General features: G+C 45.6%; 18 protein-coding genes. 17 read left to right on the top strand and 1 reads right to left on the bottom strand.

From position 1 onward, the window contains the following. Positions 1 to 23: 23 nt before the first annotated feature. Complete coding sequence (gene pyrG, locus NBH03_RS06315; RefSeq protein WP_250798246.1) at positions 24 to 1,673, bottom strand: CTP synthase; 1,650 nt, start codon at positions 1,671 to 1,673, stop codon at positions 24 to 26. A gap of 304 nt (positions 1,674 to 1,977) precedes the next feature. Here pyrG and ftsH point away from each other — a divergent pair, with 304 nt between their 5' ends. From ftsH to NBH03_RS06230, 17 genes are all read left to right on the top strand, one after another. Continuing rightward, positions 1,978 to 4,011, top strand: coding sequence for an ATP-dependent zinc metalloprotease FtsH (ftsH, locus tag NBH03_RS06310; protein ID WP_250798244.1), 2,034 nt, complete (start codon positions 1,978 to 1,980; stop codon positions 4,009 to 4,011). A 140-nt stretch (positions 4,012 to 4,151) separates the two neighbouring features. Continuing rightward, positions 4,152 to 5,990 carry an excinuclease ABC subunit UvrC gene (gene uvrC, locus NBH03_RS06305; protein ID WP_250798239.1) on the top strand — a complete coding sequence of 613 codons (1,839 nt, stop codon included), beginning with the start codon at positions 4,152 to 4,154 and terminating at the stop codon, positions 5,988 to 5,990. Between the two features lie 76 nt (positions 5,991 to 6,066). After that, positions 6,067 to 7,023, top strand: a complete 957-nt coding sequence (gene hprK / locus NBH03_RS06300; RefSeq protein WP_117528198.1) for an HPr(Ser) kinase/phosphatase — start codon at positions 6,067 to 6,069, stop codon at positions 7,021 to 7,023. Then, positions 7,023 to 7,970, top strand: coding sequence for an ROK family glucokinase (locus NBH03_RS06295; protein ID WP_250798234.1), 948 nt, complete (start codon positions 7,023 to 7,025; stop codon positions 7,968 to 7,970). Before hprK ends, NBH03_RS06295 begins: the two co-directional genes overlap by 1 nt. Before the next feature lie 46 nt (positions 7,971 to 8,016). Beyond that, complete coding sequence (gene murB, locus NBH03_RS06290; RefSeq protein ID WP_250798232.1) at positions 8,017 to 8,934, top strand: UDP-N-acetylmuramate dehydrogenase; 918 nt, start codon at positions 8,017 to 8,019, stop codon at positions 8,932 to 8,934. Between the two features lie 13 nt (positions 8,935 to 8,947). Next, a complete protein-coding gene (rapZ, locus tag NBH03_RS06285; RefSeq protein WP_117528202.1) occupies positions 8,948 to 9,832 on the top strand; it encodes an RNase adapter RapZ in 885 nt (294 codons plus the stop codon). A gap of 4 nt (positions 9,833 to 9,836) precedes the next feature. After that, on the top strand, positions 9,837 to 10,793 hold the full coding sequence (gene whiA, locus NBH03_RS06280) for a DNA-binding protein WhiA (protein ID WP_015512753.1): 957 nt from the start codon (positions 9,837 to 9,839) through the stop codon (positions 10,791 to 10,793). Between the two features lie 29 nt (positions 10,794 to 10,822). Beyond that, positions 10,823 to 11,080 (top strand): HPr family phosphocarrier protein, encoded by a 258-nt coding sequence (locus tag NBH03_RS06275; RefSeq protein WP_015512754.1) that lies wholly within the window; start codon positions 10,823 to 10,825, stop codon positions 11,078 to 11,080. A gap of 185 nt (positions 11,081 to 11,265) precedes the next feature. Then, on the top strand, positions 11,266 to 14,736 hold the full coding sequence (locus tag NBH03_RS06270) for a DNA polymerase III subunit alpha (RefSeq protein WP_250798230.1): 3,471 nt from the start codon (positions 11,266 to 11,268) through the stop codon (positions 14,734 to 14,736). A gap of 69 nt (positions 14,737 to 14,805) precedes the next feature. After that, complete coding sequence (gene pfkA / locus NBH03_RS06265; RefSeq protein WP_015512756.1) at positions 14,806 to 15,780, top strand: 6-phosphofructokinase; 975 nt, start codon at positions 14,806 to 14,808, stop codon at positions 15,778 to 15,780. Positions 15,781 to 15,911: 131 nt separating this feature from the next. Further along, a complete protein-coding gene (locus NBH03_RS06260; protein WP_250798228.1) occupies positions 15,912 to 16,694 on the top strand; it encodes a TrmH family RNA methyltransferase in 783 nt (260 codons plus the stop codon). A gap of 186 nt (positions 16,695 to 16,880) precedes the next feature. Beyond that, a complete protein-coding gene (locus NBH03_RS06255; RefSeq protein ID WP_252202782.1) occupies positions 16,881 to 17,318 on the top strand; it encodes an NfeD family protein in 438 nt (145 codons plus the stop codon). A 1-nt stretch (position 17,319) separates the two neighbouring features. Further along, a complete protein-coding gene (locus tag NBH03_RS06250; RefSeq protein WP_015512758.1) occupies positions 17,320 to 18,246 on the top strand; it encodes an SPFH domain-containing protein in 927 nt (308 codons plus the stop codon). Between the two features lie 224 nt (positions 18,247 to 18,470). Continuing rightward, positions 18,471 to 19,130: a phosphatase PAP2 family protein gene (locus tag NBH03_RS06245; protein ID WP_250798226.1), complete on the top strand. Its 660-nt coding sequence runs from the start codon at positions 18,471 to 18,473 to the stop codon at positions 19,128 to 19,130. 145 nt (positions 19,131 to 19,275) lie between these two features. Beyond that, the gene (locus NBH03_RS06240) at positions 19,276 to 20,253 is read left to right on the top strand and encodes a biotin--[acetyl-CoA-carboxylase] ligase (RefSeq protein ID WP_250798221.1); all 978 of its coding nucleotides are present in this window, start codon (positions 19,276 to 19,278) and stop codon (positions 20,251 to 20,253) included. Positions 20,254 to 20,314: 61 nt separating this feature from the next. Then, on the top strand, positions 20,315 to 20,662 hold the full coding sequence (locus tag NBH03_RS06235) for a DUF6145 family protein (RefSeq protein ID WP_015512761.1): 348 nt from the start codon (positions 20,315 to 20,317) through the stop codon (positions 20,660 to 20,662). Then, entirely contained in the window at positions 20,646 to 21,446 is an 801-nt protein-coding gene (locus tag NBH03_RS06230) for a type III pantothenate kinase (RefSeq protein WP_215689018.1), read from the top strand. The genes NBH03_RS06235 and NBH03_RS06230 overlap by 17 nt, the downstream gene beginning before the upstream one ends. The last annotated feature ends 20 nt before the right edge of the window (positions 21,447 to 21,466 follow it).

Here is a 21,466-nt window from a genome sequence, read left to right as displayed (position 1 = left end):
ACGCGGATTAATTATTCAGCTAATTATTCTGCATCAGCGGGTGATTCAGCTTCAGCTTCGGCCTGAAGGATGTCTTCATACTTCAGAGCGGCTTCAATAAAGCCCTTGAACAGCGGATGCGGTTTATTCGGACGGGATTTGAATTCCGGATGTGCCTGAGTGGCAATAAACCATGGATGATCCTTTAATTCAATCATTTCAACGATACGGCCATCAGGGGAAATACCGCAGAGCTTCATACCGTTTTCTGTGAGAACATCACGGTATTCATTATTGACTTCATAACGATGTCTGTGACGTTCTTCGATGACTTTCTCGCCGTAAAGCGCATAGGCTTTGGAGTTTTCATCAAGGACGCATTTGTATGCACCGAGACGAAGGGTACCGCCGAGATCTGTCACATTGTGCTGATCAGGCATAATATGGATGACAGGATGCGTTGTGTTCGGATTCAGCTCGGAACTGTGTGCATCTGTATAACCCAGTACATGGCGGGCAAACTCAACGATTGCCATTTGCATACCAAGGCAGAGACCAAGGAATGGTACATTGTGTGTACGGGCGTATTCAATAGCGGTGATCTTGCCTTCGATACCTCTGTCACCAAAACCGCCGGGAACGAGAATACCATCGGCATCTTTGAGAATATCGGCAACATTGAATGAACTTACCAGCTCGGAATCTACCCACTGGATCTCTACTTCTGCGCCGTTGGCACATGCAGCATGCTTCAGGGATTCAACAACACTGATGTAGGCATCATGCAGCTGGACATACTTGCCGACCAGGGCGATGCGTACTTTTCTTGTAGGGTTCTTCCATGCATGGATCATTGCTTTCCAGTCATCAAGATCCGGTTCAGGACAGTCAATACCGAGACGTTTGCAGACAACCTGTGCCAATTTCTCTTTCTCGAGAGCCAGAGGTGCTTCATAAAGTACATCCACATCCAGATTCTCGATAACATTGTGAACATCCACGTTGCAGAAAAGAGAAATCTTGTCTTTGATGCCGTCATCCAGAGGCAGTTCGGAACGGCAGACAATGACATCCGGCTGAAGGCCGAGAGCCTGAAGATCCTTTACAGTATTCTGTGTCGGTTTTGTCTTCATTTCACCGGAGGATTTGATATATGGAATCAGGGTAACATGAATCAGCATGCAGTTCTCGCGGCCGATTTCATGCTGGAACTGACGGATAGATTCCAGAAATGGCTGACTTTCGATATCTCCGACAGTACCGCCAACTTCAATGATAGCGATTTCGGTTTCACGGGAAGCAGGGTTCCGATAAAAACGGCTCTTAATGGCATTGGTGATATGAGGAATAACCTGAACAGTACTGCCGCCGTAATCACCACGTCGTTCGCCGGAAAGGACATCCCAATAAACCTTGCCGCTTGTTACGTTGGAGCGGCTGTTGAGGGAACAGTCGATAAAACGTTCATAATGTCCGAGATCCAGGTCTGTTTCGGTACCATCATCAGTGACGAAAACTTCTCCGTGCTGATATGGATTCATTGTACCAGGGTCAATATTCAGGTATGGATCGAATTTCTGCATGGTGACAAAGTAACCGCGGGATTTCAGAAGTCTTCCGAGAGAAGCGGCTGTGATACCCTTACCTAAACCGGATACGACACCACCTGTGACAAATACGTATTTTACTGCCATAATGAGCCTCCTTAATATATGAAAAATAAAATATAAAGTTTACAATCTGAAAAATACAGACAATAAATAACTAAAATATTATAGCGCACCTTTCCTTAAGAATCTACAAATTTTTGAAAAAAATTTAACTGGAAAAAACTGTAAAATTTCACCATGGCAAAGCTGCGGAAAAAGTAAAGAATTTGTTAAAAGTTTTGTTTACTATTGATTTGATTTGAATATTTACTTATAATATAGAAGTGCATCCCGTGAAACAGGGCGGGAAATACATAGGATATGAATAAGCCTATAGGCAGGAGGATATATGGATAATCAGAAAATGAACAACAATCGTCCGGATCAGGATCCGGAAGGCGGCAATAATAAGAAGGATGACATGAACAAGAAGAGTCTTATGATCATGGTCATTCTTGCAATTGCAGTGATGATTATTGCCCAGATGCTGTCCGGCAAGATTGCATCCGCTTCCCAGAAGGAAGTGACATATACAGAATTTATGCAGGATGTCAAGGATGGAAAGGTGACGAAGGTGGAACTGGATTCGGACCGCATTTATTATGAGGTGAAGAACCAGAAGAATGTCAAGTATTATACAGGCAATGTTCAGGATGAACGTCTCTATGAGGAACTGGACAATGCAGGTGTTACCTATTCACGTAAGGTCATTGATACGACAACGTATGTGATGAGCAGCATTTTGTCCTTTGTATTGCCGACGGTACTGATGGTTGCAGTGATGATGATCTTCTACCGTTTTGCATTCAAAGGCGGCGGTGGTGTGATGGGCGTCGGCAAGAGCAATGCCAAGCTTTATGTGCAGGACAAGACAGGTGTTACATTCCAGGATGTGGCAGGTCAGGAAGAATCCAAGGAATCTCTGAGAGAGATTGTGGATTTTCTTCATAATCCGGAGAAATATACGAAGATCGGTGCGAAGCTGCCAAAGGGTGCGCTGCTTGTGGGACCGCCGGGAACAGGTAAGACATTGCTGGCCAAAGCGGTGGCAGGCGAGGCCGGTGTACCGTTTTTCAGCTTATCAGGTTCGGATTTTGTTGAGATGTTTGTCGGTGTAGGTGCTTCCAGAGTCAGAGATCTGTTTAAGCAGGCACAGCAGAATGCACCGTGTATTATTTTCATCGATGAGCTGGATGCCATCGGCAAGAGCCGTGACTCCAGATTCGGCGGCAATGATGAACGTGAGCAGACATTGAACCAGTTGCTGGCAGAGATGGATGGTTTTGATTCATCCAAGGGAATTATCATTCTTGCGGCAACGAACCGACCGGAGATCCTTGATAAGGCACTTCTCAGACCGGGACGTTTTGACCGCCGTATTATCGTAGAGCGTCCGGATCTCAAAGGGCGTATTGATGTTCTGAAGGTGCATGCGAAGAATGTCTGTATGGATGAAACCGTTGATTTTAAAGAGATTGCATTGGCAACAAGCGGAGCCGTTGGCTCTGACCTGGCCAATATTATCAATGAAGCAGCGCTGTTGGCTGTTCGTAATGGACGTAATGCAGTATCTCAGTCGGATCTTTTTGAATCCGTGGAAGTGGTTATTGCCGGCAAGGCCAAAAAGGATCGTGTACTCAGTGCCGAAGAACGCAGAATTGTTTCTTATCATGAAGTCGGACATGCACTGGTGGCTGCCCTTCAGAAGAACACAGAGCCGGTACAGAAAATCACGATCATCCCGCGTACAATGGGTGCATTGGGATATGTGATGCAGGTACCGGAGGAAGAAAAATATCTGATGTCTGAGAAGCAGATTCGTGAGGAACTGGTGACAATGCTGGCAGGTCGTGCGGCAGAGAGCATTGTATTTGACAGTGTGACAACAGGTGCATCCAATGATATCGAGCAGGCAACGAAGCTGGCACGCGCCATGATCACCCAGTATGGTATGTCCGAGAAATTCGGCCTGATTGGTCTGACAACTGTTGAAGATCAGTATCTGGGAGGACGTGCGACCCTTAACTGCGGCGAAGCCACAGCAGCGGAGATCGATCAGGAAGTCATGAAGATCCTGAAGGCTGCTTATGACCAGGCGCTGGCGCTTCTGGCTGACAACAGAGATTGCCTGGACAAGATTGCAGCGTTCCTGATTGAGCGTGAGACAATCACCGGCAAGGAATTTATGAAGATTTTCCGTGAAGTTAAAGGCATCCCGGATTCGGAAACTGAGCTGGCAGAAGCAAATGTTTCAAATCCGGCAGAGAATGATTCTCAACCGGATGGACAGGATGAACCGACTTTAGTTGAAGAAAAAACAGACAATGGGGCATCATCAGAATCCGACATCAACGTCTCCTTAGAGACAAAAGCAGAAGATTAAGCAATCAATATCAGTAATAGTAGTATAAAAGGGTTGCTGCAAAATACAGACAGAGAAAACATGTTTGTGTTAAGCAGCAGCCTTTTTACATGAAATATATAAATTCGTGCTGTCAATACTTTGTGTGGAGGAAGAAAACAATGTTTGATATTCAGGAAGAATTGAAGAAGCTGCCGGCAAAACCGGGCGTCTACATTATGCATGATGTCCATGATGATATTATCTATGTGGGCAAGGCCATTATCCTGAAGAATCGTGTTCGGCAGTATTTTCAGAGCAGCAGAAATCATACACCGAAGATTCGTCAGATGGTCAGCCATGTGGCTCGATTTGAATATATAATTACAGATTCGGAACTGGAAGCCCTTGTACTGGAGTGTAATCTGATCAAGGAACACAGGCCGAAATACAATACAATGCTGAAGGATGATAAGACCTATCCGTATATCAAGGTGACGGTGGGAGAGGCTTTTCCGAGAATTATGTTGGTCCGTTCCATGAAGAAGGATAAAGCCAAATATTTTGGGCCGTATACAAGTTCACAGTCTGTCCGGGATATTATCGACCTGTCTCAGAAAATTTACAAAATCCGCAGCTGCAATCGGAGTCTGCCGAAGGAGACAGGCAATGACAGGCCTTGCCTTTATTATCATATGGGACAGTGTCAGGCACCATGCCAGGGCTATATTTCCCAGGAAGAGTATCATGAAAATGTTCGCCAGATGCTGCATTTTCTCGGGGGCAATTTTGAACCGGTCATCCAGATGCTGACGGATAAAATGTACGCGGCTTCAGAAAAGATGGATTTTGAAAAGGCAGCTTCATACAGGGATCTGTTAAACAGCGTGAAACAGATTGATCAGAAACAGAAGATTACCAGTTCAGAGATGGATGACAAGGATGTCATTGCTTTTGCAAGAGATAAGGATGAGGCTGTGGTTCAGGTCTTTTTTGTTCGTCATGGCCGCCTGATCGGCCGTGAACACTTCTATGTGTCCGGTGTGGCCAATGATACGGAAAGCCAGGTGCTGACTGCATTTGTCAAGCAGTACTATGCTTCATCCCCTTTTGTTCCGTCTACATTAATGCTGCAGTATCCCTTAGATGACAGGGAGGTTATTATGGAATGGCTGTCAGGACGCAAAGGGCACAAGGTGCGTGAAGTGGTGCCGCAGCGCGGACAGAAAGAGCGTCTGGTGGAGCTGGCGGCTGAGAATGCGAGAAACGTGCTGACAAAGGACAGAGAGAAAATACGACTGGAAGAGGCAAGAACAACCGGTGCTGTGCGGGATCTGGCAGAGATGCTCGGTCTTCCGGCAGGTATCCGAAGGATGGAAGCCTTTGATATTTCCAATATCAGCGGTGTAGAGACTGTTGGCTCCATGATCGTATATGAAAACGGCAAGCCGAAGCGAAATGCTTACCGCAAGTTCAAAATCCGGACAGTCAAAGGACAGGACGATTACCGCTGTATGGAAGAGGTTTTGACAAGGCGTTTTCAGCATGGACTGGAAGAGACTGTGAGCGGGGAAGAAGGAAAGTTTTCGGATTTCCCGGATGTATTGATGATGGATGGCGGCAAAGGGCAGGTCAATGTGGCTTTAAAAGTGCTCGATCAGCTGCATCTGAAGATCCCTGTCTGTGGTATGGTCAAGGATGATCACCATCGGACACGAGGCCTTTATTATCAGCAGGTGGAACTTCCCATCGACACGCATTCTGAAATGTTCAAATTAATTACAAGAATGCAGGATGAAGCACATCGTTTTGCCATAGAATATCACAGACAGTTAAGAAGCAAGACCCAGGTACGTTCAGTGCTGGATGAGATTCCGGGCATCGGACCGGCCAGAAGAAAGGCACTGATGAAGTATTTCGGCAGTATAGAGAAAATACGTGAGGCGGATGAGGAAGAACTGATGAAAGCCGAAAGTATGAATGCGGGAAGTGCCAGAGCAGTTTATGCGTATTTTCATTGATGAAAATATAAAGATATGTTAAAATGAAGCGAAGATTGAAAAGAGACGGTCATTTGGACAGGAGTGGAGAGATAGAATGTACAATACCAGCAAAGGAAATTACAGTGTAAAACTGAACAAAGTCATTGAGAAGTTTAATTTGAAGAATCTGACACCTGAAGTGGATACGAAGAAGATCGTGATCAGACAGACAGATGTCAATCGTCCGGCCCTGCAGTTTGCGGGTTACTTTGAATATTTTGACTACAGCCGCATTCAGCTGATCGGCAAGGTAGAGTATTCTTATCTGAAGATGCATGATGATGATTATATCCGTGAGATGACAGAGAAGATTTTCAAAGCAGGTATCCCATGTATGATTTTCTGCCGTGGACTTGAGCCGCGTCCGCTTTTTATGGAGCTGGGCAATAAATACGGGGTTCCCGTGCTGGCTACAGATGACGGCACATCATCCTTTTTCTCAGAATTGAACCGTTTCCTGAAGATAGAGCTGGCACCGAGAATTTCCATCCATGGAGTTTTAGTGGATGTGTTTGGTGAGGGGGTTCTGATTACCGGTGAAAGCGGTATCGGTAAGAGTGAGGCAGCGCTGGAACTGGTTAAGCGCGGTCATCGTCTTGTATCTGATGATGTTGTTGAGATCAAGAAGACGAATAACGATGAGCTGATTGGCACAGCACCGGACATCACAAGATATTTTATTGAACTGCGCGGTATCGGTATTATTGATGTTAAGACGCTGTACGGTGTTCAGAGCGTTGAAGAAAGCCAGAGCATCAGTTTGATCATCAAACTGGAAGAGTGGGATCGTGAGCGTGAATATGACAGACTGGGTCTGGAAGAACAGTATGAAGAAATCCTTGGCAATAAAGTTGTCTGCCATTCGATTCCAATCCGTCCGGGGCGTAATCTGGCTATCATCGTAGAAACAGCAGCCATCAACCACAGACAGAAACAGATGGGTTATAATGCAGCACATGAATTGTATCGCCGTGTGACGGGCAACCTTCAGAAGAAACGTGAGGAAGACTAATGGATCAATTTTGTTTTGGTGTGGATCTCGGCGGTACCACTGTCAAGATCGGTTTATTTACAGTAGACGGAATGCTTCAGGAGAAATGGGAGATTCCGACAAGAACAGAGAATCAGGGCGCTGCTATTCTCAGTGATATTGCAGCGTCCATACAGAATAAGGTGGATGTACGTCATCTGACGAAGGAACAGGTGACAGGCATCGGTATTGGCGTTCCGGGACCGGTTCTGAATGAGAATAGGGTTCAGGGCTGCGTGAATCTCGGATGGGGGAATGTCTGCGTAGCAGACGAATTATCAGCATTGACAGGAATGAAGGTCAAAGCTGCGAACGATGCCAATGTAGCAGCCCTTGGAGAACAGTGGCAGGGCGGCGGCAAAGGCTATCAGAATATTGTGATGTTCACACTGGGAACGGGTGTCGGCGGCGGCATTATCCAGAATGGACAGATTGTATCAGGTGCCAATGGTGCAGCCGGTGAGATCGGACATATGGTGATCACAGAACCGGAGAATGTTGTGGGAACCTGCGGATGCGGCCATCAGGGCTGCCTTGAACAGATCGCTTCTGCGACAGGCATTGTCAATCTGGCAAAGAGACAATTGACAGAGTGTGATGAAGCAAGTATTTTGAGACAGTATGTCCCGCTGACAGCCAAGGATGTCCTGGATGCAGCTAAGGCAGGAGATGCCCTTGCATGCCGGGTGGCAGATCAGATGATGCAGGCTCTGGGCCGTGCGGCAGCTTATATTGCCTGTGTCATGAATCCGGATGTATTTGTTATTGGCGGCGGTGTATCAAGGGCCGGTGAATATTTGACGGAAGGCATTCGGCGTTATTATCAGCAGTATGCGTTTCATGCATCTGCAGAGACGCCGTTTGTATTGGCATCATTGGGCAATGATGCGGGGATGACCGGTGCAGCAGGCATGGTCTGCAATTTTTAGAATGAATCATGATCAATCGATTGAAATAAAAGGATAAGAGGTTTATATGGATTTTTATCATAGATTATTGGAGGCAGCAGGCTCAGACCACGTTTTGAGAGATGAGCCTATGGCTGTGCATACCACATTCCGCATTGGTGGTCCGGCAGATTATTTTGTTGAACCGGCGGATGCATCTGCCCTGGCAAAGGGAATCGCTTTGTGCCGTGAAGTGGATGTGGACTACTTTGTGACAGGCAACGGCAGCAATCTTCTGGTGGGAGACGGTGGCTATAGAGGTGTTATCTTTCATATTTGCCATACAATGGATCATATACAGTATGAAGAGCAGGAAGGAGAATTACTGGTTGAGGCAGGGGCAGGCGTGATGCTTTCCAGGCTGGCACGTCAGGTTTCTTCTATGGGATATACCGGGTTTGAATACGCTACCGGCATACCCGGAACACTTGGCGGCGGTGTTACCATGAATGCAGGTGCCTATGGCGGAGAGATCAGCGACAATATATTGTGGGCTGAACTGATGGATGAAACCGGTGCCATTCTGAAATTGGAGAAGGAACATCTGAAACTTTCTTATCGGCACAGTGTGATGATGGAGCATCCGTTAGTTGTTCTGAGAGCAGGTTTTTCCTTTAAGAAAGGTGATGCTGCGGCCATTTCAGACAGAGTCACGGAACTGTCACGCTTAAGAAGAGAGAAGCAGCCGTTGGAATATCCGAGTGCAGGCAGCACATTTAAACGGCCGGAGGGCTATTTTGCCGGCAAGCTGATCCAGGACTGCGGTTTAAAAGGCTTTCGTGTCGGCGATGCGGTTGTATCTGAGAAGCACAGTGGTTTTGTTATCAATGCAGGGCAGGCAACGGCGGCAGATGTGATGGCATTGATCCGTCATGTCCAACAGGAAGTGGAAGAGAAATTCCATGTCAGGATAGAGCCGGAAGTCAGACTGTTGGGAGAGTTTTAACCGAGGTGATAAGATGCGTTTTGTAATTGTAACGGGAATGTCGGGAGCTGGAAAGAGTTCAGTATTGAAGATGCTTGAAGATGCCGGGTACTTTTGTGTGGATAACCTTCCGGTGCCGTTGATCCTGAAGTTTGCGGAGATCAGCTGGCATGAGGAGAATATGATGTCGAAAGTGGCACTGGGCATTGATATCCGAAGCAGAAATCATCTGAATATGTTGGAGGATGTTCTGAAATCGGTGCGTGATGAAGGCTATGATTATGAAATCCTTTTTATGGACTGCAAAGATGACAAACTGATTAAGCGCTATAAAGAGACAAGAAGAAATCATCCGTTGGCTGCAGGCGGAAGAATCGAGACAGCCATTGCTGAGGAGAGACAGCGCTTAAGTTTCCTGAAGAAACAGTCCGATTACATCATTGATACAAGCAACCTTCTGATTCGCGATCTGAAAAAGGAAATTCAGCATATTTTCGTTGAGGATAAGGATTACAGCAATTTCTATATTACATTGCTGTCATTTGGATTCAAATACGGCATTCCGGCGGATGCGGATCTTGTGTTCGATGTACGTTTCCTGCCGAATCCTTACTATGTGGATGAATTGAAGCATCAGACAGGCAATGACAAACCGGTGTATGACTATGTCATGAAATCAGAAGATGCCGGTATATTCCTGAAACAGCTGTATGATATGCTTGTTTTTCTGATCCCGCGTTATATTGCAGAGGGAAAGAACCAGCTTGTGGTGGCCATCGGCTGTACCGGCGGCAAGCATCGATCGGTGACAATAACCAATGCTTTGTACGAGAAAATGAAAGATCTGGAATACAGTATCAAAGCAGAACACAGGGATGTAGACAGAGATGGACAGCATAAGAGCAGTCAGGTGAGGTAAGGCTATGTCTTTTTCCAGCAAAGTCAAAGAAGAACTTTCAAAAGAGTGCAATAGTCCGCGCCATTGCTGCATTGCGGAAACGGCGGCAATTATCAGTATGTGCGGCAAGGTGATTTTTGATGAAAAAGATCACGTTCGAATAGAAATTCATACAGAAAATGTAACCGTTGCAAGAAAGTACTTTACATTATTGAAAAAAACATATAATATAAATACGGATATCTCAATCCGGCATAGTTCCAGTTTGAATAAGAATCGGTCCTATGTTTTGTCTGTGAATGACGATGAAACAGCGAGAAAGATACTTATGACATGCAGGCTGATGAAGCCGTTTGGCGTGATTGAGGAAGATTTTTCCATATCAGACAGTTTGATTATTCAGAGAGAATGTTGCAAACGGGCATTTATCCGGGGCGCATTTCTGGCGGCAGGATCAGTCAGCGATCCGGTGAAGACCTATCATTTTGAGATTGTTTGCCTGAGTGAGGCAAAGGCGAAACAACTGCAGATGATTATGGAGACATTCAATATCAATGCAAGGGTCATCAAGAGAAGAAAGTATTTTGTTGTCTATGTAAAGGACAGCTCGCAGGTCGTTGATCTGCTGAATATTATGGGTGCCTATAATGCGTTGATGGATATGGAGAATGTGCGCATTGTCAAGGATATGCGCAACAACGTCAATCGTAAGGTTAACTGTGAAACAGCGAATATCAATAAGACTGTTTCAGCAGCTGTGAAACAGATTGAAGATATCAGATTCATTCAGATGTCGTCGGCTTTTGACGAATTACCGGAATCTCTCCAGGAGATGGCAGAATTGAGGGTTCGCTATCCTGAGGCGACACTGGCCGAGCTCGGACAGTTGTTGGACACACCGGTTGGAAAGTCAGGTGTCAATCACCGATTGAAGAAGATCAGTCTTTTTGCTGATGAACTTCGGGAACGACATCATCAATAGGGGTATTATCGAAAGGCGAGGTATATTTTATGATTTCAAAGAACATTACAATCAATATTCCTACAGATATGGAAGCGCGTCCTGTGGCTTTACTTGTACAGGTTGCAAGCCAGTTTGAAAGCAATATTTACGTAGAAGTTGAAGATAAAAAGGTGAATGCAAAGAGCATTATGGGTATGATGACACTTTCTATTGCGCCGGGTGAAGAAGTGACGATCATCACGAAAGGTGTCGATGAAGAAGAAGCGATGAACAAGATCGAAGAATACCTGACAACATCGAAATAAACATATTTTATTATAAAGATCGACAGGAAAGAGGCTGTTGTAAAACCGGTTCTCAAGCACAGCAGTATTGTGCGGGTGCTCGTTTTACAGCAGTCCTTTTTCGTGTCATGAAGATGAGTATGACCGCGAAAAAAACAGCTGCTTCGCGGTTGGGTGATAGAATATCAGGAGAAAGGAGAGTACGCATGGATTTTACACATTTGCACGTTCATACAGAATACAGTCTGTTGGATGGCTCCAATAAAATCAAAGAACTGATCGCCAGAGTCAAGGAACTTGGCATGGACAGTGTGGCCATCACAGATCACGGTGTTATGTATGGTGTGATTGATTTTTATAAGGAAGCACAGAAGCAGGGCATTCATCCGGTCATCGGCTGTGAGGTTTATGTGGCACCGGGTTCACGTTTTGACAAAAGCGGCAATATGAGCAGCAACAGATATCACCATCTGGTATTGCTTGCGGAGAATAATACCGGTTATCATAATCTGATGAAAATTGTATCCAAAGGTTTTACGGAAGGCTTTTATTATAAGCCCCGTGTAGATAAAGAACTTTTAAAAGAATATCATGAAGGCATCATTGCTCTTAGTGCCTGCCTGGCCGGAGAGATTCCAGATGCATTGAGAAAAGGCCTGTATCAAACGGCTTTGAATGCAGCACAGGAAATGTCAGAAATCTTCGGTGAAGATCATTTTTATCTGGAATTGCAGGATCATGGCATTCCGGATCAGAAAACGGTGAATCAGGGACTGCTTCGGCTGGCGAAAGATACAGGCCTTGAATTGGTGGCAACCAATGATATTCATTACACATTGGCCGAAGATGCTCAGGCGCATGACGTATTGCTGTGCATCCAGACAGGCAAGAAAGTGGCGGATACGGATAGAATGCGTTATGAGGGCGGTCAGTATTATGTCAAATCACCGGAAGAGATGGCATCGCTGTTTCCTTATGCCCGTGAGGCTATCGAGAATACGCACAAAATTGCCATGCGATGCCATGTGGATATCGAGTTCGGTCATTACAAACTGCCGGAATTTCCTGTGCCGGAAGGGTACGATTCATGGGAATATCTGCAGAAACTTGTCTGGGACGGTTTTTATGAAAGATACCCGCAGGCGGATGAGAAGCTCAAAGAGCGTGTCAGCTATGAATTAAATACCATCAAAACCATGGGATTCGTGGATTATTTCCTGATTGTATGGGATTTTATTCATTATGCCAAAGAGCATGACATTATGGTCGGACCGGGCCGAGGTTCGGCAGCAGGAAGCATTGTATCCTACTGTCTGGATATTACAACCCTGGATCCGATTCGCTACAATTTACTCTTTGAGCGATTCCTGAATCCGAACCGTGTGACGATGCCCGATATCGACGTGGATTTCTGTTTTGAAAGACGACAGGAAGTCATTGATTATGTTGTCAGAAAATATGGCAAAGAGCGCGTGGTGCAGATTGTTACATTTGGTACAATGGCAGCGCGGGGGGTGATCCGTGATGTGGGGCGTGTCCTGGATCTGCCTTATGCCATCTGTGATAGTGTGGCCAAGATGATTCCGAATGAGCTTGGAATTACCATCGATAAGGCACTGAAGATGAATCCGGAGCTGAAAAAGCTCTATGACGGGGATGACAGTATCCACAATTTGATTGATATGGCAAGAAGACTGGAAGGTCTGCCGCGGCATACATCCATGCATGCTGCAGGTGTTGTTATCAGCCCGAAGGCTGTCGATGAGTTTGTACCGCTGTCGAGAGGCGCAGACGATGTGATCACGACACAATATACCATGACCACGCTGGAAGAGCTGGGACTGCTGAAAATGGACTTTCTGGGGCTGCGTACACTGACTGTTATTCAGAATGCAGTGAAGCTGATCAATGCAGACGGTCGGCATCATGTGGACATGCATGAGATTGATTACAATGACAAGGCTGTTTTTGATATGATCGGAACAGGAAAAACCGACGGTATTTTTCAGCTTGAAAGTTCGGGAATGAAGAGCTTCATGAAGGAACTGAAACCCCATAATCTCGAGGATATCATTGCAGGTATTTCGCTTTATCGTCCAGGGCCAATGGATTTTATTCCGCGTTATATCAAGGGAAAGAACGAACCGGCGTCCATCACGTATGAGTGTCCTCAGCTGGAAGAGATTCTGGAACCGACCTACGGCTGTATTGTCTATCAGGAACAGGTCATGCAGATTGTTATGAAACTGGCCGGTTATGATCTGGGACGAAGCGACCTTGTGCGTCGAGCTATGTCGAAGAAAAAAGCGGATGTGATGGCGAAGGAACGCCAGTACTTTGTGTACGGCAATGATGAACTGGGTGTGCCCGGCTGTATTGCCAACGGTATTGATGAGGCGACGGCCAACAGGATCTTTGATGAGATGACGGATTTTGCCAAGTATGCCTTCAATAAGTCCCATGCAGCAGCCTATACCATTGTTTCTTATCAGACAGCATGGCTGAAATACTACTATCCGGTAGAGTTCATGGCGGCTCTGATGACATCTGTCATCGACAATTCAGTGAAAGTTGCAGAATATATTATGACCTGCAGACAGATGGGTATTAAGATACTGCCGCCGGATATTAATCATGGCGTCAGCAGTTTCTCTGTGGACAACGGCAGGATCCTTTACGGACTTTCTGCGGTCAAAAGTATCGGAAGACCGGTGGTGGCAGCCATTGAACAGGAGAGAGCCCTGGCGGGACCATTTACAAGCCTGAAGAATTTCATTGAGCGTATGAGCGGCAAGGAAGTCAATAAACGTTCCATTGAAAATTTTATCAAGGCAGGTGCCTTTGACAGCTTTGGAGCCACAAGGCGTCAGCAGATGATGGTTTATGCGCAGATTATGGATCAGGTGGCTCAGGACAGAAAGAAAAATATCAGCGGTCAGATGACATTATTCGATTTCATGGATGAAGAAGAAAAACAGGCTTTTGAGATTCGTTATCCGAATGTGGGTGAGTATGACAAAGGTACTCTCCTTTCCTTTGAGAAGGAAGTCCTTGGGGTATATATCAGCGGACATCCGCTGGATGATGTGGCTGAGAGCTGGCGCAGGAATGTCACGGCGGTGACCTCCGATTTCTATGTCAATGAGGAAATCGGCATGCCGAATGTGGTCGATCAGTCATTGGTGGTCATTGGCGGTATGGTGACGGGCAAAACAGTTAAATCAACAAAGAACAACAAGATGATGGCTTTTATTCAGCTGGAGGATCTGCTGGGAACAGTAGAAGTCATTATTTTTCCGAATGATTATGAGAAATATCAGGCTGAACTGACAGAGGAGGCGAAGCTTTACATCAAGGGCCGTGTGTCTGCTTCGGAGGATCAGCAGGCGAAACTGATCGCGGAGAAGATCATTCCTTTTGATAAGGTGCCAAAGGAAGTATGGCTGCAGTATCCGGACAAGAACAGCTTTATCGGACAGCAGGAAGCCCTGTACAAAACCCTGGCGGGGCATTCGGGCAATGACCGGGTCATCATATTCTGTAAAGTGGAAAAAGCCATTAAGAAACTGCCTGTATCATGGAATATAAAGGCAGAGGAAGAAATTCTTGACCAGCTTGGAACAGTATTGGGAAAAGAAAACGTAAAAGTTCGGGAAACTGTCTTGAAAAGCTTCTAAAACTGTATTAAAATATTTCTAATGGATTTGAGATAAAAGATTAAGACAGCGTAAGTGGAGGAATTGAGCATGAATGATGGTGTAAAAACAATAGGTGTACTGACAAGCGGTGGAGATGCACCGGGAATGAATGCTGCAGTTCGAGCGGTCGTCAGAACGGCGATTGCTTACGGCTGTCAGGTCAAGGGGATTCAGAAGGGATATTCAGGACTGTTGGAGGAAGAGATCATTGATCTGTATGCCGGCAGTGTATCTGATATTATCAATCGCGGCGGTACATTTTTATACACAGCCAGATGTGAGGAGTTTCGTACAGAGGAAGGCCAGAGAAAGGGCGCAGAGATCTGCAGGAAGCATGGCATAGACAGTGTTGTTGTTATCGGCGGTGACGGTTCTTTCCAGGGCGCAAGAAAGCTGGCGGCTCATGGTATCAATACCATTGGTGTACCGGGAACCATTGATCTGGATATTGCATGTACAGACTATACGATTGGTTTTGATACGGCGGTGAATACAGCGATGGAGGCCATTGACAAGGTCCGCGATACATCCACATCCCATGAGCGATGCAGTATTATTGAAGTTATGGGAAGAAATGCCGGATATATTGCACTTTGGTGCGGTATTGCCAACGGTGCAGAGGATATCCTGCTTCCTGAATTATATAATTACGATGAGGAAGCCTTGATTGATCATATTATTGCCAACCGAAGAAGGGGCAAGAAGCATCATATTATCATCAATGCAGAGGGTGTTGGCCATTCCACCAGCATGGCCAAGCGGATTGAAGCGGCCACCGGCATTGAGACGAGGGCAACGATACTTGGACATCTGCAGAGAGGCGGAAGCCCGACTGCGAAGGACAGAGTGATGGCTTCCGTCATGGGAGCCTATGCTGTAGACGCTCTGATGGGCGGCAAGAGCAATCGTGTTGTTGCTTATAAGGACGGCAAGTATGTTGATTATGATATTGAGGAAGCATTGGCGATGCAGAAGGAGCTGGATCCGTTCCAGTACAGTGTAGCCAAGATCCTTGCACGCTAGTACATTGATATAATTACAGAACAGATATAACTGAATCATACAGAGATATTCAGGGGCTGTCGTCAGAAAATTCCGCAGTGGCTTTGGGCCATCGGGAAGAGGCGGCAGCTCTTTTTTTGAAGGAGGAGAAGATGATCACAAGTGTTTCCAATCCACAGATGAAAAGGATTAAAGAGCTTTTGAATAAGAGTAAGCAGAGAAAAAAGGAAAAGTGTTTTGTGGCAGAGGGCATCCGGATGGTTGCAGAAACTCCGGCGGACAGACTGGAGAGGGTTTATGTATCTGAGAGCTTTTACAGGCATCCGCCGGAACTTCGGGGACTGGATCTTTCGAAGGCACTGATCGTGGATAATCAGGTATTCCGACAGGTTTCCGATACACAGACACCTCAGGGAATTATGGCGGTTGTCAGACAGCAGGAGAACAGTCTGGACGCTATTATGAAGCAGCCGGATGCATTGCTGCTGTTCCTTGAGAATATCCAGGATCCGGGTAATCTCGGCACCATGATGCGGACAGCGGAAGGAGCCGGCGTAACGGGGATCATTATGAGCCGTGAAACGACAGATATTTATAATCCGAAGACCATCAGGGCTACAATGGGGTCTCTGTACAGAATGCCGTTTGTCTATGTGGATGATTTCTGTGAGACTATCCGTATGGCAAAAGCACAGGGCATTCGGTTGTATGCGGCCCATTTAAAGGGAAAGCATACCTATGACGGAGAAGACTACAGACAGCCTTCAGGATTTCTCATCGGCAATGAAGGCAATGGCCTGACGCAGGAAGCGGCTGACAGTGCCACGGATTACATCAGAATTCCTATGGGAGGACAGCTTGAATCGCTGAATGCAGCGGTTGCAGCGGCGGTGTTGATGTATGAGGCGAATCGCCAGAGAAGAGAACAATTGTAAATTGTTATCATTTCGTAAGAAAAAATTCAGAAAATTCAGATTTATTAACATATCAAATGTCAATTGTTTTAAATAATGAGGAATGATATAGACATCAACCGTAAAAAATGATATGATGAAGACAACTACAGATATCTGACGCAGATGCGGAATAGAATGAGGCAAGGAGGGATTTGCGTGGAACAAATGGAGATTATCTGGCTGGCATTGATGGCAGTTCTGCTGATCATAGAGATTATGACGCTGGGGTTGACGACAATCTGGTTTGCAGCAGGCGCTCTGTTTGCATTTCTGACAGCGTTGCTCGGATTGAATCAGGGAATCCAGATTGGCGTTTTTGTAGTTGTATCTGTTGTACTGCTGTTTTTCACAAGACCATGGGCTGTGAAGTATCTGAATACCAGAACGGTCAAGACGAATACGGAGGCCCTGGTTGGCAAATCAGCCAGAGTCATTGCGGATATCAATAACCTGAAAGGTGAAGGTCAGGTTGTGATCAATGGTCTGGAATGGACAGCAAGAAGCTCGGATGATACCATCATTTTCAGAACAGGTGACGTTGTTACTGTTGTTGGTATTGAAGGCGTGAAACTCATTGTCGAAGGACAGAAGAAAGGAGACTAATATGATTTTAGTGATTGTATTAATTATTATCCTGTTATTGATCTTAGCATCCTGCCTGAAGATCGTTCCCCAGGCCCATGCCTATGTTATTGAGCGTCTGGGTGCCTATCAGGGAACCTGGTCGGTTGGTTTTCATATCAAGATGCCGATCATTGACAAAGTTGCCAAGAAAGTTATCTTGAAGGAACAGGTTGTAGATTTTGCACCTCAGCCGGTTATTACGAAGGATAACGTTACCATGCGTATTGATACCGTTGTCTTCTATCAGATTACAGACCCGAAGCTGTATTGCTATGGTGTTCAGAATCCGATCATGGCCATTGAAAATCTGACAGCAACAACACTGCGTAATATTATCGGTGATCTGGAATTGGATGAGACGCTGACATCCCGTGAGATCATCAATGCCAAGATGCGTTCAACACTGGATGAAGCCACTGACCCATGGGGCATCAAGGTCAATCGTGTCGAACTGAAGAATATTATCCCGCCATCTGCGATTCAGGATGCCATGGAGAAACAGATGAAGGCTGAACGTGAACGTCGAGAATCCATTCTGATCGCAGAAGGTGAGAAACGTTCTGCAATCCTGAAGGCAGAAGGCCATAAGGAATCTGTGATCCTGCAGGCTGAGGCAGATAAGCAATCTGCGATCCTTCATGCGGAAGCTGTGAAGGAAGCGAAGATCCGTGAGGCAGAAGGTGAAGCGCAGGCTATTTTGAAGATTCAGCAGGCCAATGCTGATGGTATCAAGTTCATTCGCGAAGCCGGTGCAGATTCAGCTGTTCTCCAGTTAAAGAGTCTGGAAGCTTTTGCGAAGGCGGCTGACGGTAAGGCCACGAAGATCATTATTCCGTCAGATATTCAGGGCATTGCAGGTCTTGCCACTTCTATTGCGGAAGTTGTCAAAGAGGCAGATGCCAAATAACGCTTAGAAGATATGTAAATTTTCACCTAAGATTAGGCGAGCCGCTGTGCAGGTTGTACAGCGGCTTGTACTTTTTTACAAACTTATAACGAGAATGTTTAAGAAATTTTTCAGAATTTAGATAGACAATCTTTAAAAAATGGGTGTATACTTCTGTTTGTATCAAGAAAGAAAATAATTTTTAGTCGACCATAATAATTATAATAAGTTGTGGAGGAGTTCCTATGAGAAGATTGAGACAATGGACCTTGAATCACCCATTGCAGTTTGTGAGTGTTTTTATGCTTGTTTATTTTACATGGTTTTCCCTGTTGGAGAAGTATGCACAGCCGGTTTTGATGATACATTCGAAGCTGGATGATAAGATTCCATTTTGTGAATACTTTATCGTGCCGTATTTGCTGTGGTTTGTGTGGATCGCCGGTACATTTGTTTATTTTTACATAAAGTCAAGAGATGATTTTTATCATGCCTGTCGTTATATGTTCACCGGTATGATTGTCTGCCTGATTATTTACACACTGATTCCGAATGGATTGAATCTGAGACCGGAGATAACCAATAACAATATTTTCTCAAGACTGGTAGACATGATCTGGTCTGTGGATACGGCAACGAATGTCTGCCCGTCGATCCATGTGTTCAACAGTATTGCAATCAATACGGTTATCCAGCATTCCAATGCCTTTAAGCACAAGAAGCTGGTTCATGTGGGTTCCTACATACTGGCCCTTGCAATCTGTATGTCAACATTTTTCCTGAAACAGCATTCAGTTGTGGATGTATTTTGGGCATGCGTACTTGGATTGATTTTGTATCCGCTGTCATACAAGTCAGCTTTTGATGATTCAAGAGAAAGCGAATACGATGTTAAAGCTTCATAAACAGATTGAATGGAATGTGTCCATTTCCTTACAGAGGGGAGATGCGGCACATTCTTTTTATTGCAGCTCTTGATAATTTAATCAAAATGGGTTAATATCGTATCATATGGGTTCATATGGAATGAATATAAGCGGAGGTCGTGACATGAAGGAAAAGATATTAAAGTGTCTCAGAGAGGCAGAGGACTATGTGTCCGGCCAGGAGCTGTGTCAGATGTTCGACGTGTCAAGAACAGCCATCTGGAAAGTGATGAATCAACTGAAGGAAGAGGGCTATGTCATTGATGCTGTGAAGAATAAAGGGTACAGGCTGGTGCAGACACCGGACCTTGTGACAGCAGAAGAAGTAGAAAGTCTCCTTGAGACATCATGGGCGGCACGGCCGGTTGTCTATGAAGAAGAACAGGCATCGACCAATCAGACAGCTAAGATGCTGGCAGAACAGGGGGCTTCACATGGAACACTTGTGGTCGCTGAGCGTCAGGTATCCGGCAGAGGCAGAAGAGGCCGTCCTTGGCATTCGCCAAAGGGCAGCGGCATCTGGATGAGTATTCTTTTGAGACCGCAGATTCATCCGATGTCAGCGTCTATGCTGACACTGGTAGCAGCGATGGCTGTTTATGATGCTATCAGCAGCCGTGTGGAAGGATGTGCCATTAAATGGCCGAATGATATCGTGATCGACGGCCGCAAGGTGTGCGGAATCCTGACAGAGATGAGTTCAGAACTGGACAATATCCATTATGTTGTGATCGGCATCGGGATTAATGTGAATACAGATGATTTTCCAGAGGATATTGCGTCGGTTGCTGCATCCATGCATGTGATCACAGGCGCCTATTACAAACGGGCGGAGATTATTGCAGATACCTGGAAAGCGTTTGAGAAGTATTATGATCTCTTTGCGCAGACAGAGAATTTGGCATTGATGGTGGATGCTTATAATCAGCGCCTTGTGAATATGGACCGCAGAGTGATGATTGAGGAACGCGGCCATCGGTATGAAGGAACTGCCCGAGGCATTGATGCGGAAGGTGCGCTTCTTGTTGAGAGGGATGATGGAACGACAACATCGGTGATATCGGGGGAAGTCTCGGTCAGAGGCGTTCTTGGGTATGTATAGTTATAGAATGAGAAGGACTTGCCCTGAGCAGAAACGGGCAGGTATATGAAGGAGGAAGAATATGTTTCAGGATAAAATGGTATTATGTGCTTCAAGTGCATACGAGAAGAAGTTTTATCTGAATGAGAATTTTGAAGGGCTGCCGCAGCATGTTAAGGATGAGCTGAAGATTATGTGCGTGTTGTTCACGGAAGATGTAGGCGGTGTGCTGTCCCTTGAATTTGATGAAAACGGCAATCTTGAACTCAATACATCTGCCGATGAAGGCGATCTTCTTTATGATGAGATCGGCAGTGTGTTGAAGATTAAGCAGATGCAGCAGGAGAAACAGGAATTATTTGAGTCACTGGAGACCTATTATAAAGTTTTCTTTTTAGGGGAGGATATTGAAGATGATAATGGCGATTGATGTCAGCAACACAAATATCACATTGGGTACCTTCAAGGGAGAGAAGCTTCTGAAGATTTATCGTGTGACCACAAAGGTTCCAAGAACATCCGATGAGTATGGTGTGCTTTTGCGTGATCTGGTTCGTTTATCCAATGCCAGTCACCATGATATAGAAGGCGTTATTATCGCTTCTGTCGTGCCGAATGTCATGTATTCGCTGACCAATGCCTGTATCAAATATTTTCATGTGCATCCGGTTATTGTGGGACCGGGAGTGAAGACAGGAGTGAAAGTCGGTGCAGAGAACCCGAAGGAAGCAGGTTCTGATCTGATCGTCAATGCAGCGGCTGTCAAGGAATTATACGGTGTGCCGGCCATTGTCATTGATTACGGAACAGCGACTTCCTATCAGCTGGTTTTAGAGGACGGCAAGCTGGATTCCGTTGTTATTGCGCCGGGTATTCAGACAAGTGTTCAGGCGCTGACCAGTGATGCAGCCAGAATTCCGGAAGTGGAGATTAGAAAGCCGAAGACAATTCTGACGAAGGATACAACAGAGTGCATTCAGGCCGGAATCGTGTACGGTACCATTGGGGAGACGGAATACATTGTCCGCAAGATGAAAGAGGAATCTGGTCTTGAGAATATCAAAGTGGTGGCAACAGGCGGTTTCGGCAAGGTGATTGCCGACGAAACAGATGTCATTGATATTTATGATAATATGCTGACCCTTCAGGGGCTGCGCATTATTTATTATAAAAATGTGGCTGCCGGAAGGAAGAGCAGGAAAATACAGAACTAAGTCAATGATAGACATTGAAG

The sequence above is a fragment of the Coprococcus intestinalis genome (genome assembly GCF_023656595.1).
In the GTDB taxonomy this organism is placed as follows: Bacteria; Bacillota; Clostridia; order Lachnospirales; family Lachnospiraceae; genus Coprococcus_A; species Coprococcus_A intestinihominis.
This window is presented reverse-complemented; position numbering and strand designations above follow the sequence as displayed.